Origin of the sequence: Erwinia sp. JH02 (genome assembly GCF_013074405.1) — a bacterium.
GTDB classification, from domain to species: domain Bacteria; phylum Pseudomonadota; class Gammaproteobacteria; order Enterobacterales; family Enterobacteriaceae; genus Erwinia; species Erwinia rhapontici.
The window spans coordinates 268,158-282,883 of sequence record NZ_JABANZ010000006.1; the positions used below are offsets into that span (position 1 = coordinate 268,158).

Genomic DNA, 14,726 nt, shown 5'->3' on the forward strand with positions numbered 1-14,726 from the left:
CTAAAAACATCTTGTTTCTTTTCAAACTCCTGAAGCCACTAAACCGCCGGGTGCAGAGTCTGCTATATTCTCACTATTCATCTTTCTATGAGCATCTGGCTTGTACTCTGGAGAGCGGTTGTGGTGAGTCAGTGCCGATGCGCTGATTTATTTCTGCGCTGCATGTTAGGCCAGTCAGCCAGTTTACCCCTTTGAATCAATGGAATACACACATGATCAACAAGTATAGTCTTTGTGCGTTAGCCGTTTGCTCCGCACTTTCCGGGGTTCCTGCCTGGGCTGCTGATAGTGATTACCAGCTGGAACAAGTGCTGATGATGAGCCGCCACAATCTGCGTGCTCCCTTAGCGGATAACGGCAGCGTACTGGCACAGGCGACAAAAAAAGCCTGGCCGAAGTGGGATGTAGCGGGTGGACAGCTGACCACCAAAGGCGGCGTGCTGGAAGTGTATATGGGGCGCTATACCCGTGAATGGCTGGCACAGCAGGGCTTGGTAAAAGACGGTGAGTGTCCGGCACCTGATGACGTCTATGCTTATGCAAACAGCCTGCAACGCACCGTTGCTACCGCCCAGTTCTTCGTGGCGGGGGCTTTCCCTGGCTGTGATGTTGCCGTTTCTCATCAGGATGAGATGGGATCGATGGACCCGGTGTTTAATCCGGTGATCACCAACGGCAGTGAAGATTTTAACAAACAGGCGCTGACCGCGATTAACGGCGAAGGCGAGAAGCTGGCATTGAAACCCGCTTTCCAGCGTCTGGAAAAAATCATCGACTATAAAAATTCACCTGCCTGTGACGGTAAAAAGCAGTGTGATCTTTCCAGCGATAACCAGAACAAATTCAGTGCCGATAACGGTAAAGAACCGAATGTGTCTGGCCCGCTGAAGGTGGGGAACTCACTGGTTGATGCCTTCACCCTACAATATTACGAAGGCTTCCCGATGGAGCAGGTCGCCTGGGGGCAGATCAAAACGCCTGAGCAGTGGAAAGAACTGGCGGCGATCAAAAATGGTTATCAGGACACGCTGTTCACCTCTCCGATTGTCGCACGTGAAGTGGCTGCCCCGCTGGTGGACTACATCCGCAGCTTGCTGGTCGATCAGGATCAAGCCACTGCGCCTAAAGTAACCTTAATGGTTGGCCATGATTCGAATATCGCGTCACTGCTGACAGCCCTTGATTTCAAACCTTATGATCTGCCAGGACAAAACGAGCAAACGCCGATTGGCGGTATGGTGCAGTTCCAGCGCTGGCATGATAAGAAGAATGACCGTGAGCTGGTGAAGGTGGAATACGTCTACCAGACGTCCAGCCAGCTGCGTGATGCGGAAGCTCTGTCCCTGGATAACCCACCGAAGCGTGTCACTCTGCAAATGGCTGGTTGTCCGACCGATGCTAACGGTTTCTGTTCATGGGATCAGTTCACTCAGGTTCTGAACAAGTCGTTGCAGGGAACGCCGTTACAGGTGGCTGAACAGGCACCGGCTGCTGCGCCAGCTACCCCGGCGACCAAACCGGCTGACGAAAAAGCCGTCGTCAATAAGACACTGGCGGACAAAGCGGCCGCAGACCAGGCCGCAGCGGATAAAGCGGCTCAGGCCAAAGCCTCTGCGGAGAAAGCGGCTGCTGATAAAGCCGCTGCAGATAAAGCAGCGAAAGAGAAAGCCGCTGCAGATAAGGCCGCCGCTGAACAGGCCGCAAAAGATAAAGCGGCAGCAGACAAAGCCTCCGCAGACAAAGCGGCTGCCGATAAAGCCGCAGCGGATAAAGCGAAAGCGGACAAAGCAAAAGCAGAAAGCGCGCCAGACGCGAAACCTGCAGCTAACTGATCTGGGGGGAGGCATTGACGTCTCCCCACGTTCAGAGATGAAAAGGGGCGACCTGGTTAACAGGTCGCCCCTTTTTTAATGGCGATATTTTGATGAGCGGGGCGGCTAAAGAAGACGACTCCCGACACATCCTTAATCCTTACTGATCACCACCAGTTTCTGGTTCACAAACTCTTTAATGCCGAGGTCGGAAAGTTCACGACCATATCCTGACCGTTTCACGCCCCCGAAGGGCAGTTCTGCCGCGGTATTGCTCGACGAGTTGATGTACACCATCCCGGTTTCAATCCGCGAAGCCAGTGCTTTGCCACGGGCGATATCTTTCGTGAACACGGCGCCACCCAGTCCGTAGTGCGAATCATTGGCCAGTTTCACCACGTCATCGTCATTTTTCACCACATAGATCTGAGCCACCGGTCCGAAGAACTCTTCAAAGTACGCCGGATTGTCGCGTGTGATGCCGGTCAGGATGGTGGGCTGATAGAAACAGCCGTCACCCGGTACGGGCGCACCACCGAGCAGCACGTTAGCGCCTTTCTCTTTCGCCTGCTGAACCTGCTTATGCAGACGATCGCGTGCCTCAGCGGAGGAGAGTGGGCCGAGAGTGGTGCTGGCATCAAGGGGATCGCCAATTTTCACCGCCTTAAATGCCTCGGTCATTTTTTCCAGGAAGCGATCGGCCACCTTCTCATGCACCAGGAAGCGTTTGGCGGCGGTACACACCTGGCCGCAGTTGCTCAGGCGGGCACCAACACCGGCCTTCACGGCTTTCTCCAGGTCGCTGTCGTCCAGTACCACAAACACATCGTTGCCGCCCAGTTCGAGCGTGGTCTTTTTCAGATATTTCCCCGCCTGCTGTGCCACTGCGCTGCCTGCACGCTCGGAACCGGTGAGAGCGGCACCCTGCACACGGTCATCAGCGATCAGCGCTGCCACCTGATCGTTACTGGCGAAGATATTGGTCCACGCCCCCGCTGGCGCACCGGCTTCGGTCACCAGAGCCTCGAATAACACGGCACAGTGCGGAACATTTTGCGCATGTTTTGCCAGTACCGGGTTTCCGGCAGCGAGGTTAGGCGCCAGCACACGCATTAGCTGATAAAACGGGAAGTTCCAGGGCTCAACGGCCACCAGAACGCCAATCGGATGGTTCTCTACCCAGGCCTCGCCAAGTTCACTGGGGTAGGGCGTTGGCGCAAGAAAACGCCCGGCATTCTCGGCATAGTAGCGGGCAATCTGTGCACAGAGTTGCACTTCACCGCGACTTTGCTCAATCAGTTTTCCCATCTCAATACTGGCCGCTTCGGCCAGTTCGTCAACACGGCTATCAATCAAATCTGCCAGTTTTTTCAGCACTTGCACTCGGGGCTGGAGATCGCCTTTGGACCAGTCAGAGTGATACAGCGCATCGGCGGTGGCCAGCGCCTTTTCAATCTGGCTGTCGCTATGGTCAGGCCAGGACTTGATCAGCTTATTACTTGCGGGATTAATCGTCTGGTACGGCATTACGCCTCCTTTGGATAGTGTCAGTAATCAGCCGGGTTCTGGCTGTCAGTATGTCAACCCAGCATTAAGCGTAGACGACATGACGGCAGGTTGGTGGGTTCTCAGAGGAGTCTCAGTTGCAAAATGTAAGCGTTGAAACGGCGGGCGCAGATACCCGCCGATGGGGTATCAGACGTTCCTGCGCTCAACCACCTTATTATCCCAGGTGAGCACATCTGCACCGGTCTTATCAAAGGCGCGCAGCAGGACCTCATCGCTACCCTGTTGCTGCCAGATAGCTTCGGCCAGACGCTCATCGTAATTCGCGACCTCAAAGATAGCTTCGGCGATTTCGGGTGACGTTCCGCGCAGACTTGCCCACTCGCCAACGTGATGCGCTTTCGATTGTTGTGTTGCCATAACGCTCTCCTGTGGTTGATGTTGTCCGTTCAATGCCTGATTCGTCAGTATAGAAGAGTGCGCGTTGCCTGCTCGTGGTGCAATCAATGTTTGCTTAAAAAAACAGCGCGTTCACATTTTTTGCCACAATGCATTAATAAAAATTAAGGGGATAAATCAGTGCATTCGGGGCTATCTGGCACAGGAAATGGCGAGTCAGCGATGCATCCTTAGTTGAATACACTATGCTTAACAACGCGGCAGGCCAGCGTTTGCCGCCATTGTTGCCGGGAAACGCCAGCTGAGCACGGGCACAATGCAGTATGATGTCTTAACTATTCGGAGGTAAGAAATGGCAGAACATCGTGGTGGATCTGGAAATTTCGCTGAAGACCGTCAAAGAGCATCAGAAGCCGGGCGTAAAGGCGGCAAGGTCAGCGGGGGGAATTTTAAGAACGATCCTCAGCGCGCCTCTCTGGCAGGAGAAAAAGGTGGCCGCAACAGTCGCGGGAGCAAAAGTAAGACCGATGACGGTAACTAAGCAGCCATGCCGCCCGCCGCCGGGTTCTCCGGCGGCATAAACATCCCCCCATTTTCAACGCTTGACCCCCCGCAGCGAACGCAGCACACTGACGCCAAATTTCCAGCAGAGTGCGCCAATGTCCGGTTTTTTATCACGTTATAAATTTGCAGTGAACCCCCAGGAAGGGGTGCTGATCCTGATCACGATGGTCTGGGGCGGCACCTTCCTCGCCGTGCATCATGCCATGACGGTCAGCGGCCCCTTCTTTTTTATCGGCGTGCGCTTTGCTACAGCGGCCGTGTTGCTCGGGCTGATTTCATGGCGGGTTCTGCGGGGTGTCACCTGGTATGAGGTGAAAGCGGGGGCGCTGATTGGTCTGGCGATTGGCCTTGGCTATGGTTTGCAAACCTACGGCATGCAGACGATTACCAGCAGCAAATCAGCGTTTATCACGGCGCTCTATGTGCCGCTGGTGCCGCTGTTACAGTGGGTTTTTCTTGGCAGAATGCCCGGGCTGATGTCGTGGGTGGGTATCGTGCTGGCTTTTGGCGGTCTGCTGCTGTTGGCGGGGCCGGAAAGCGGTGAGATGGCGTTCAACGCCGGAGAGATTGCCACGTTGTTGAGCACGCTGGCCATCGCGGCGGAGATCATCCTGATCAGCGCCAGTGCAGGAAACGTCAATGTGCAGCGAGTCACCGTGATCCAGCTGGCGGCGGCTTCCCTTTTTGGCTTTGTGATGATGGTTCCGAATGGTGAGTCGGTGCCGCCGTTCAGTCCTTATCTTCTCTACAGCGCCATCGGACTGGGCATCGCCAGCGCACTGATCCAGGTGACGATGAACTGGGCGCAGCGCAGCGTGTCGCCAACGCGAGCCACGGTCATCTATGCGGGTGAGCCGGTTTGGGCCGGGATTGTCGGGCGTATTGCCGGGGAGCGATTGCCGGCTATCGCCCTGCTGGGCGGGGCACTGATCGTACTGGGCGTGCTGATCAGTGAGCTGAAGCTGAAACGGAGAAAAGCGGCCCCTGAAAAGCCTGCGTAAAACGGATGGCATGCCTCATCTCTACGAGATGAATGAAGTGTTCAGCTGTGGATGGGACATGTGGACCGAATTGTTTCGTAGGGGTCGGGCATGCCCGACCCGCACATTCGTACAGAGGGATTAATGATCCTGACGCACTACACTACTGCCGCTGAGTGCGGCGGCGCGTTTATGGCTGAGTAGGGCGTTCAGTAAAATCGCCCCAAACGTTGCCGTACCGATCCCACCGAGCGTAAAGCTGCCGATTTTTAGTGCGAAATCTCCCGCACCCAGTACCAGTGTCACGGCAACCATAATCAGATTACCATTCTGGCTGAGATCGACATTGTTCTGTACCCAAATGCGAGCACCGGCTACCGCAATCAAACCAAACACAACGATTGATGCGCCGCCAATAACAGGCCCCGGGATGGTATGAATCAGAGCGCCAAATTTGGGTGAGAAGCCCAGTACCATGGCAATCAGAGCCGCGGCGACAAAGACCAGCGTGGAGTAAACTTTCGTCACCGCCATCACGCCGATATTTTCCGCGTAAGTGGTGACGCCGCTGCCGCCAACGCCGCCGGATAACATCGTTGCCACCCCGTCACCGACAAATGCCCGGCCCATATAAGGGTCAAGATTGCGTCCGGTCATACCGGCTACGGCCTTGATATGTCCGAGGTTCTCGGCCACAAGAATGACCGCCACCGGCGCAATCATCACCATGGCCTGAGTACTGAACGTCGGGCTGGTGATCAGCGGCATGCCAAACCAGGGGGCATTCGCCAGCAGGCTGAAGTCGACGGGTTTCCCTAATCCAAAGCCGTTGGTCAGCAGCGCATAGATTGCCCAAGCGACAATCAGCCCAACGAGGATCAGCAGGCGCTGCACCATGCCGCGGGTGAATACCGCGACCACGCCGATACACAACACAGTCATGACTGCCATCCAGCTATCGAACATCGAGGCTGAAACGCCGCGCACGGCAATCGGTGCCAGGTTCAGACCAATCGCCATGACAACGGCACCCGTCACCACGGGCGGCATCAATTTTTCTATCCAGCGGGTGCCTGCTTTCATCACCACAAAACCGATCAGGGTGTAAACCAGACCGCAGGCAATGATGCCACCCAGCGCCACGCTGAGGTTCGGGTTCAGTCCCTGACCGCTAAAGCCCGTCACGGCGATCACCACGCCCACAAACGCCGCGCTGGAGCCCAGATAACTGGGTACGCGGCCTCCGGTGATCAGGAAGAACAGCAACGTACCCACGCCCGACATCAGGATCGACAGGTTCGGGTCCAGCCCCATCAGCAAAGGCATCAGCACGGTGGCACCAAACATGGCGACCGCGTGCTGCAGGCCCATCACTACCGTTTGCCCGAGGGGCAGTGTTTCATCAGGCGCGACAATACCGGTTGTCGACGCCGTCGTTTTCGACCATTGAGGGAACCAGGAACCTGCCATCGTTATCTCCAGAGTGTGAGCACTGCATTGACCGGCGAGTAAAGCCCGGGATCAGAAACTACGTTGTGGTAACGGGTGGTAGCCACGATCGAAATAGATCAGGCCATGATTGCTGTCGCTGAACACCAGTGCCTGTGCCTCGCACACTAAAATATCGTGGGTGCCGACGCTCATCACCTGTGTCACCAGACAGTCAAACGACACCAGTGCGCCGCTGAGGATCGGCGATCCGGTGACCTGCGTTGACCAGTCAGCGGCGATAAATCGCTCGGCCATCGGCGTTTTACCGCCAAACAGGTTAGATAGCGCTTCATGACCGGACGCCAGCGTATTCACGCAAAGCTGTCTGTTTTCTCTGAAGGTCTCATACACCGATGCGGAACGGTTCAGGCACACCAGCAGCGTCGGTGGCGTGTCGGTGACGCTACACACCGCCGAGGCAGTAAATCCGGCACGTCCGGCAGGGCCATCGGTGGTGATAATATTGACGGCGGCACCCAGGCGTGCCATCGCATCGCGGAATTGTTGCTTTTCCACGCCGGTGACAGGCGGGGTGGGTGCCAGGGTATTCAAGGTTTCTGCCATAGTGGCTCCATATCAGCGGTATTCGCGGCCAGGCTGTCATCTTGCAGCCAGCCCATCAGCAGGTGATTAAAGGTGGAAGCGTCGGTGACACTCATAGCGTGGCCACCCCAGTTCATGCGTTGCAGGGTGGCGTGCGGCAATGCTGCCAGCAGTTGTTCGGAACAGGTCCATGGCACCAGCAGGTCGTCGCGTGAACAGAGCAACAGCACGGGCTGGGTAATCTGCGCGGCATGAGAACTGTAGTCGCAGGCCATCAGCGCATGCAGGCGCTTGAGCAAGTTATCCATACCCTGAAAATGCGCCGTATGCAGCGTATCTTCAGCTTCAATACGTGCCTGATGTTCCGACAGCCAGTCAGCGGGATAAAGAAACAGTGGCTGGGCACGAACATAAGCCTCGACCCCGACATTAAGCAGCAGATCCTGGCGTACGCGGAAACAGCGACGGGTGTGTGCATCCAGTTGTAACCAGCCGTTAACCAGCACCAGCCGCGACACACGTTCGGGGTAGTCGAGTGCCAGCTGTAGGGCAACCATGCCACCGAGCGCATGGCCAACTATATCGAACTGCATAATATTGTGCTGTTCCAGCAGCATCGCCAGCTCACTGGCCATCTGCGACATACTGTAGCCTTCAGGCAGCGTATCCGGACTTTTTCCGGTGCCGCGCTGGTCGTAAACCACCACGCGAAATGCCGCGCGTAGCGCATTCATTTGCGGCAACCAGAAACTCCCCAGTCCGCCCAGTCCGGCAGATAACACTACGGTTCTGGCCCCGGGTTCATCGCGGCCTGACAGCTCAATATGCATGAGTCACTCCTTATTTACCGATATGCGCCACGCTGGCGATTTCAATCAGCGCATCGGGTTTCACCAGTCCGCACTGAATGCAGAAGCGGGCGGGCTTTTCGCCGGGAAAATAGTCTGCGTACACCGCGTTCACGGCAGCGTAGTTACTCCAGTCGGTAATAAAAATGGAGTTAAATGTCACGTCATCCATTGTGCCGCCTGCGGTTTCAATCACGCTCTTAATCGTTTCCAGCACGTGGCGGGTTTGCGCGGCGGCATCTCCCACGTGAACCACATTATTGTCTTTATCGAACGGCAGCGTGCCGGAGACATACACCACGCCATCGGCCAGCGTTCCCGGAACAAAAGGGGCGATCGGTACGCTGGTGCCTGGTGGGGTAATAATCGTTTTTGGCATTGTTTTTTTCTCCGTTTAAAAAGCAGGTGTCAGGCTGTCTGGGCTGCAGTGGCCGGTTCCGTTTGTAATGCCGAGCAGAAACTGCCGACGTCAGACACCCAACCAAAGAAGGTTTCAATATTGAACAGGGCGGCCTGCTGGGCAAACAGTGGGCCTGCCTGATAGGTGGCGTCCTCAAGGACGATGCCGAAGTATTCAAGGAAGAAACCGTCACGCAGGGTGGACTCCACGCATACGTTGGTGGCAATGCCGGTAAACACTAAATGACGGATGCCCCGACTGCGCAGCATGCTGTCGAGTGCAGTATTAAAGAAGCCGCTATAGCGCGGTTTAGGCAGTACGATATCGCCCGGCTGCGGTGTCAGCTGATCGACCAGCTCATAATCCCAGCCACCCTTTGCCAGCAACGTGCCCTGCAGTTCCGGGTTCTGGCGCATGGTTTTCAGCGCATTCGATTTATGCCAGTTCGGTGAACCGGGTCCGCCGGCTTCGACGTACTGATCGTCCCAGCCATTCTGGAACCAAATCACCTGGATCCCGGCCTGACGGGCAGCCTTGACTGCCACATTGATCTGATCGATGACCGGGCGAGTGGCCGACACGTCAAACCCGGCGAGATCGAGATAGCCGCCGGTGGTGGCATAAGCATTCTGCATATCCACGACGATCAGCGCCGTTTGCTCCGGTGGGAAGACAATCGCTTCCGGGCGCGCGGGCAGGGTGATAGCGTCCAGGGTGGATGCGGTAGTGCACACAACAGCATGTTTGTTATTCATTATGCCACCTCCTGTGCAGCATCAATCACATCGATACGGCACTGCATCAGCGGCTGGATACGCTCGCCAAAGTTCTCAATACCTTGCAGGAAGTCATCGAAGGTCAGCAGCACGCCGTGGGTGCCTTCCACCGTGGCAACGTCGTCGAGCATCCGCGCCACGTTGGCATAGGAGCCGACGAGGGTGCCCATATTGATATTCACGGCGGAAGTCGGGTCGGCCATCTGGCGTACGTTGGTGTCGCTGCCGGATCGTTTGTCCTGCTGGCTTTGGGTGGTCAGCCACGACAGCGCCTCTTCATCGGCACCGGCTTTGTAATGTTCCCATTTGGCGCGTGCGGCCTCATCGGTTTCATCAGCGATGATCATAAACAGCACATAGGAGCCGACATCGCGGCCTTGTGCATCGGCTGCGCTTTTCATCCGAGCCGCCGTCGGGGCGAAAGCGGTTGGCGTATTCACACCCTTACCAAAACAGAAGTTGTAGTCGGCGTGTTTGGCTGAAAATTCCATGCCTGCGTCGCTCTGTCCTGCGCAGATGACCTTCATCGGTTTCTGCGGTTGCGGGCTGAGGCGGCAGTCATTCATGGTAAAGAACTCGCCTTTCAGGTCGGACTTACCGTTGCCCCACAGATCGCGCAGGACGCTGACATATTCAGTCAGATAGTCGTAACGGCGTGAGAAGTATTCATCACCCGGCCACAGGCCCATTTGATCGTATTCGGGTTTCTGCCACCCGGTCACCAGGTTGACGCCAAAGCGGCCATTAGAGATGGAGTCGATGGTTGACGCCATGCGGGCCACAATCGCCGGAGGCAAGGTCAGGGTGGCGGCGGTGGCATAGATTTCAATGCGCGAGGTGACGGCGGCCAGGCCTGCCATCAGAGTAAAGGACTCGAGGTTATGGTCCCAGAATTCGGTTTTGCCACCGAAGCCGCGCAGTTTGATCATAGAGAGCGCAAAATCGAAGTGATAATGCTCTGCCTTCTGCACAATCGCTTTGTTCAGTTCAAAGGTCGGCATGTATTGCGGCGCGTTTTGAGAAATTAACCAGCCGTTGTTACCGATCGGGATAAAAACACCAATTTTCATGTGACATCCTCTGCTTGAGTGAAAGAGTGAATCCCGGCGCTGCGATGCATCCTGCAGTTTCCTTTGAAGCGGCGCTGTGAATCAAATTGCAAAGGCTGTGCCAGTTTGAAAATTGTTATTTAAAACAGTGAGTTGTTTTTTGTTTGTAAAACTCTGGTGGAATGAGTGGTCCATTTCAGACCATTTGGTAAAAAATGTTGCACAAAAAGCAGGCGAGGATGGTCAATTAGAGTGCATGCCTAAGGGATAGCGCTAATTAGGTATGCGTCAGCTGTTTTGCTATTATCCCCGCAACCCACATGGATCATGGAGTCACGGTGAATTCTACTGATAAGTTACCGGCTAAAGCCCCGACGCGTCGTTCGCGCGCGGTGGCTGCAAAGCGTTCCGCTATTCTCTCTGCGGCGCTGGAGTTTTTCTCACAGTTCGGCATTCATGGCACCAGCCTGGATAAGGTAGCCGAACGTGCAGATGTATCGAAAACCAATCTGCTTTACTACTTCCCCTCTAAAGAAGAACTTTATATTGCTGTGCTGAAGGACCTGCTGGATGTCTGGCTGGCACCGCTGCGCGCGCTGCGCCACGATCAGCATCCTCTGGAGGCAATACGCGATTACATTCGTCTTAAGCTGGAGGTTTCACGCGATCACCCTCAGGCTTCACGTCTGTTCTGCATGGAGATGCTGCAGGGCGCACCGTTACTTAAAGCCGAACTGGCGAGGGATTTGCGTCATCTGGTTGAAGATAAGGCGGCCATCATAGAAACCTGGGTTTTGCAGGGAAAACTGGCCGCTGTTCAGCCTGATCATCTGATCTTTATGTTGTGGGCCACGACCCAGCACTATGCTGACTTCGCCACCCAGGTGGAGGCGATAACCGGGCAGACGCTGAATGATGAGCATTTCTTCAACCAGACGGTCGAAAATGTGCAGCGTATGGTGATTGAAGGTATCCGCGTACGCTAAGAGCCGTGATTAACAGGGAGCGATGATGGATTCCGTTTCACAATTGGTATTGGGCGCATCGGTCGCTGTTGCCGTGATGGGGCGTAAAGCCCCGGTATGGCAGGCGGCTGTCGTGGGGGCGGTTTGTGGTACGCTGCCCGATCTGGATGTCTTTATTGATCACGGCGATGCCATCCGCAATATGACTCTGCACCGCACTGAGAGCCATGCGTTGTTCTGGCTGACGCTGGCGTCGCCGCTGCTTGCCGGGTTGTGCAGCCGTCTGTGTCGCCAGCCGCAGGCTTTCGGACGCTGGTGGGCGGCAGTGTGGCTGGCGCTGATTACTCATCCTCTTCTTGACCTGACCACTATATATGGCACGCAGTTAGCGCTGCCTTTCACCGATCGTCCTTTTGCCATCGGCAGCATGTTTATTATCGATCCGCTATATACTCTGCCCTTGCTGGCCGGGCTGATAGCGGCACTGGTATGGCGACACCGTCACGGGCGGCGCTGGAATACGCTGGGCTTAAGTCTGAGCTGCCTGTATCTCGTCTGGAGCATGGTGGCGCAGGCATGGGTCACTCACGAGGTGAAGCAACAGCTGGTTCAGCAGCACGTCAGCGCAGAGCGACTGCTGGTGACGCCCACGGCATTTAACACAGTACAGTGGCGTGTGGTGGTGATGTCGGCTGATGATTATCAGGAAGGATTTTGGTCGTTATTGAGCCCGGATAAGCCGCTGGCGCTTACCCCTCATGACAACGGCAGTGCACTGTATCAACAGTACAGCAGTAACTGGTATGTTCAGCGCGTGGTCTGGTTCAGTCGTGGTTTTTATGCGATGAAGCGGGTGGGGGATCATATTACGATCACTGACCTGCGGATGGGGGAAGAACCCAATTACAACTTTACCTTTGATCTCGGCCCTGAGCCATTACAAGACGGGCCATTTAAACCGGAACGCTTGCCGGTTCAGCGCCCTCCACTGGGGCAGGCGCTGCATAAACTGTGGTCACGATTCTGATGCAGCAGGCAAGGTTGACCTGGCCTGCTTGTTTATCAGGCAGATTTACGCTGACGCAGGAACCATCCCACCGCCAGAATGATAAACCACAGTGGCGTGACCATCAGCGCCTGACGGGTATCCTCTTGCAGCGTTAACAGCACCAGCACAAAGGCAAAGAAGGCCATACACACCCAGCACATAAATTTGCCCAATGGCATTCTATAGCTGGATGTCGCGTGGCGTTCCGGATGCTTCTTGCGGTAGGCCAGATAAGAGCAAAGGATAATCGTCCAGACAAACATAAACAGAATGGCAGATACCGTCGTGACCAGCGTGAACACCGTCATCACATTGGGGATCAGGTAAATCAGCGCGACGCCGCCCAGCAAACACAGGCAGGAGAAGAACAGACCTGTGGTCGGCACCGAACGGCGTGACAGCAACCCAAAGCGGCGATGTGCCACACCCTGCTGAGCCAGACCGTAAAGCATGCGGCTGGTCGAGAAGATGCCGCTGTTAGCCGATGAGGCCGCGGAGGTCAGTACCACAAAGTTCACGATGCTCGCCGCTGCCGGTAAACCAATCAGCATAAACATTTCAACAAACGGGCTACGATCGGCCACCACCTGATCCCACGGCGTCACCGCCATAATCACCATCAGCGACAAAACGTAGAACATAATGATGCGTAAAGGGATGGCGTTAATGGCGCGTGGCAGGACGGTCTTAGGGTCATGCGTTTCTGCCGCCGCAGTACCGACCAGTTCGATACCCACAAAAGCAAACACCGCAATCTGGAAGCCGGCGAAGAAACCACTCAATCCTTTCGGGAACATCCCGCCGTGATCCCAGATGTTGCTCAGGGAAGCGGTACCGCCACCCGGTGACGGATAATGCATCGCGACCAGCACAATGCCGGTGGCAATCAGCGCAACAATGGCGACGATTTTAATAATCGCAAACCAGAACTCCATCTCGCCGAACAGTTTCACCGTCGCAATATTGAGCGACAGGAAAACGACGATGCACAGCAGGGCGCTCATCCAGATAGAGAAGTCCGGGAACCAGAGCTGGAAATAGGAACTGATGGCCACGACATCGGCAATCCCGGTGACCACCCAACAGAACCAGTACGTCCAGCCGGTGAAATAGCCTGCCCACGGACCCAGCAGGTCGGCGGCGAAGTCGCTGAAGGATTTGTACTCAAGATTAGAGAGCAGCAGCTCGCCCATCGCGCGCATGACAAAGAACAGCATAAAACCGATGATCATATAAACGAAAATGATCGACGGCCCGGCAAGGCTGATCGTTTTTCCAGATCCCATAAACAGACCGGTGCCGATAGCACCGCCGATGGCGATCAGCTGAATATGGCGATTGTGCAGATTGCGCTGGAGCTGGTCCGCTCCTTTTTCAGAGGCAGCAGCCTCTTTTGATTGATCAACCATTAATGGGTTTCCTGTCCTGTGGTAATGATATGAAAGCTCTGATGGCTTTTCGTATGTCTGATGTTGTTGAGGTTAGTGCGATCAAGAGCTTAACGTAAAATCCCGGTCGATAAAGCAAAATTGCAGCTAAACTACGATAACGAAGCGTCATATGCTTAAAAACCCGGCATCACTTCTTTGTGCCAGGGTAAAAGGAGGGGAGTTGAAGCGATTCATCACGTTGGTTGCTGTTCTCCTCGCCGGAGGATGGCTGTGTTCGCTGCTGTTACGTGTTTTACCCCCCGCCTGGGATCCCTTTGCGCCATTGTCGGTCACCGATGCACCGACGCTGGTTACACGTTATAAACTGAAGAGACTGGCTGCCAACCCGGAGGCCTGTTTCGCGGTGCTGCAACAGGCTCGAACACAGGGATATCTGAGCTACACCCGACCAGGCACACAGCAGGGACGTTGTCCGTTGGTTGACCCGGTCAGAATAACGGGCTTTGGCGATGTGACCCTCAGCAGCACCTTCCTCAGCAGCTGCACGCTGGCGGTCAGCAGCACGATGCTGGTCACTCAAACGCTCAAACCCATGGCTACTCGTGAGCTGGGGTCGCCACTAACGCGCATTGATCACCTCGGTAGCTACGCCTGTCGTAATATTTATCACCGTGCAGAAGGTCGCTTAAGTGAGCACGCCACGGCTGACGCCTGGGACCTCAGCGGTTTTCGTTTACAAAACGGCCAACGCATCAGTGTACTGAGTCACTGGAGAGGCGGAGATGATCGCAGCCGATGGTTGCACCTCGTCTTTGCCCGTAGCTGTCATCTGTTTGGTAATGCCTTAGGACCGGAATATAACGCGGCGCATGCCAATCATTTTCATCTCGGTATGCGCGGTTTTGGTTTGTGCCGCTGAAAGCGCGTGGAGATGGCTGATACCTGCGGACAATAA

General features: G+C 55.4%; 15 protein-coding genes. 6 read left to right on the forward strand and 9 right to left on the reverse strand.

What is annotated here, in order from left to right; genetic code table 11:
- Positions 1-212 precede the first annotated feature (212 nt).
- Positions 213-1,832, forward strand: a complete 1,620-nt coding sequence (agp, locus tag HHI26_RS16690; protein WP_159337115.1) for a bifunctional glucose-1-phosphatase/inositol phosphatase — start codon at positions 213-215, stop codon at positions 1,830-1,832.
- 132 nt (positions 1,833-1,964) lie between these two features.
- Here the strand turns inward: agp and HHI26_RS16695 are convergent, their stop codons facing one another.
- Together HHI26_RS16695 and HHI26_RS16700 are read right to left on the reverse strand one after the other, a co-directional pair.
- Positions 1,965-3,338, reverse strand: a complete 1,374-nt coding sequence (locus tag HHI26_RS16695) for an NAD-dependent succinate-semialdehyde dehydrogenase (protein WP_171149383.1) — start codon at positions 3,336-3,338, stop codon at positions 1,965-1,967.
- Positions 3,339-3,506: 168 nt separating this feature from the next.
- A complete protein-coding gene (locus HHI26_RS16700; protein WP_133840978.1) occupies positions 3,507-3,737 on the reverse strand; it encodes a YccJ family protein in 231 nt (76 codons plus the stop codon).
- Positions 3,738-4,068: 331 nt separating this feature from the next.
- On the opposite strand from HHI26_RS16700, the gene HHI26_RS16705 reads away from it, so the two are divergent.
- Both HHI26_RS16705 and HHI26_RS16710 read left to right on the forward strand, forming a co-directional pair.
- A complete protein-coding gene (locus HHI26_RS16705; protein ID WP_133840977.1) occupies positions 4,069-4,257 on the forward strand; it encodes a general stress protein in 189 nt (62 codons plus the stop codon).
- Between the two features lie 118 nt (positions 4,258-4,375).
- Entirely contained in the window at positions 4,376-5,281 is a 906-nt protein-coding gene (locus HHI26_RS16710; RefSeq protein ID WP_171149384.1) for a DMT family transporter, read from the forward strand.
- A 120-nt stretch (positions 5,282-5,401) separates the two neighbouring features.
- Here HHI26_RS16710 and rutG read toward each other — a convergent pair whose 3' ends face one another.
- Genes rutG through rutA form a run of 6 tightly spaced genes read right to left on the reverse strand, consistent with a single transcriptional unit; the run spans position 5,402 to position 10,388 of the window.
- A complete protein-coding gene (rutG, locus tag HHI26_RS16715) occupies positions 5,402-6,730 on the reverse strand; it encodes a pyrimidine utilization transport protein G (protein WP_133840975.1) in 1,329 nt (442 codons plus the stop codon).
- A 51-nt stretch (positions 6,731-6,781) separates the two neighbouring features.
- Complete coding sequence (gene rutF / locus HHI26_RS16720) at positions 6,782-7,315, reverse strand: NADH-dependent FMN reductase RutF (protein ID WP_133840974.1); 534 nt, start codon at positions 7,313-7,315, stop codon at positions 6,782-6,784.
- Complete coding sequence (gene rutD / locus HHI26_RS16725) at positions 7,300-8,124, reverse strand: pyrimidine utilization protein D (protein WP_133840973.1); 825 nt, start codon at positions 8,122-8,124, stop codon at positions 7,300-7,302. The genes rutF and rutD overlap by 16 nt, the downstream gene beginning before the upstream one ends.
- A 10-nt stretch (positions 8,125-8,134) precedes the next feature.
- Positions 8,135-8,521 carry a pyrimidine utilization protein C gene (gene rutC / locus HHI26_RS16730; RefSeq protein ID WP_133840972.1) on the reverse strand — a complete coding sequence of 129 codons (387 nt, stop codon included), beginning with the start codon at positions 8,519-8,521 and terminating at the stop codon, positions 8,135-8,137.
- A 29-nt stretch (positions 8,522-8,550) separates the two neighbouring features.
- Complete coding sequence (rutB, locus tag HHI26_RS16735; protein WP_171149385.1) at positions 8,551-9,297, reverse strand: pyrimidine utilization protein B; 747 nt, start codon at positions 9,295-9,297, stop codon at positions 8,551-8,553.
- A complete protein-coding gene (gene rutA, locus HHI26_RS16740; RefSeq protein ID WP_133840970.1) occupies positions 9,297-10,388 on the reverse strand; it encodes a pyrimidine utilization protein A in 1,092 nt (363 codons plus the stop codon). The genes rutB and rutA overlap by 1 nt, the downstream gene beginning before the upstream one ends.
- Before the next feature lie 299 nt (positions 10,389-10,687).
- Here rutA and rutR point away from each other — a divergent pair, with 299 nt between their 5' ends.
- On the forward strand, positions 10,688-11,353 hold the full coding sequence (gene rutR / locus HHI26_RS16745) for an HTH-type transcriptional regulator RutR (protein ID WP_171149386.1): 666 nt from the start codon (positions 10,688-10,690) through the stop codon (positions 11,351-11,353).
- A gap of 25 nt (positions 11,354-11,378) precedes the next feature.
- Entirely contained in the window at positions 11,379-12,359 is a 981-nt protein-coding gene (locus tag HHI26_RS16750; RefSeq protein ID WP_171149387.1) for a metal-dependent hydrolase, read from the forward strand.
- A gap of 35 nt (positions 12,360-12,394) precedes the next feature.
- Here HHI26_RS16750 and cycA read toward each other — a convergent pair whose 3' ends face one another.
- Positions 12,395-13,789: a D-serine/D-alanine/glycine transporter gene (cycA, locus tag HHI26_RS16755; protein ID WP_133840967.1), complete on the reverse strand. Its 1,395-nt coding sequence runs from the start codon at positions 13,787-13,789 to the stop codon at positions 12,395-12,397.
- Between the two features lie 202 nt (positions 13,790-13,991).
- On the opposite strand from cycA, the gene HHI26_RS16760 reads away from it, so the two are divergent.
- Positions 13,992-14,690, forward strand: coding sequence for an extensin family protein (locus HHI26_RS16760; RefSeq protein WP_238337049.1), 699 nt, complete (start codon positions 13,992-13,994; stop codon positions 14,688-14,690).
- Positions 14,691-14,726: the final 36 nt, after the last annotated feature.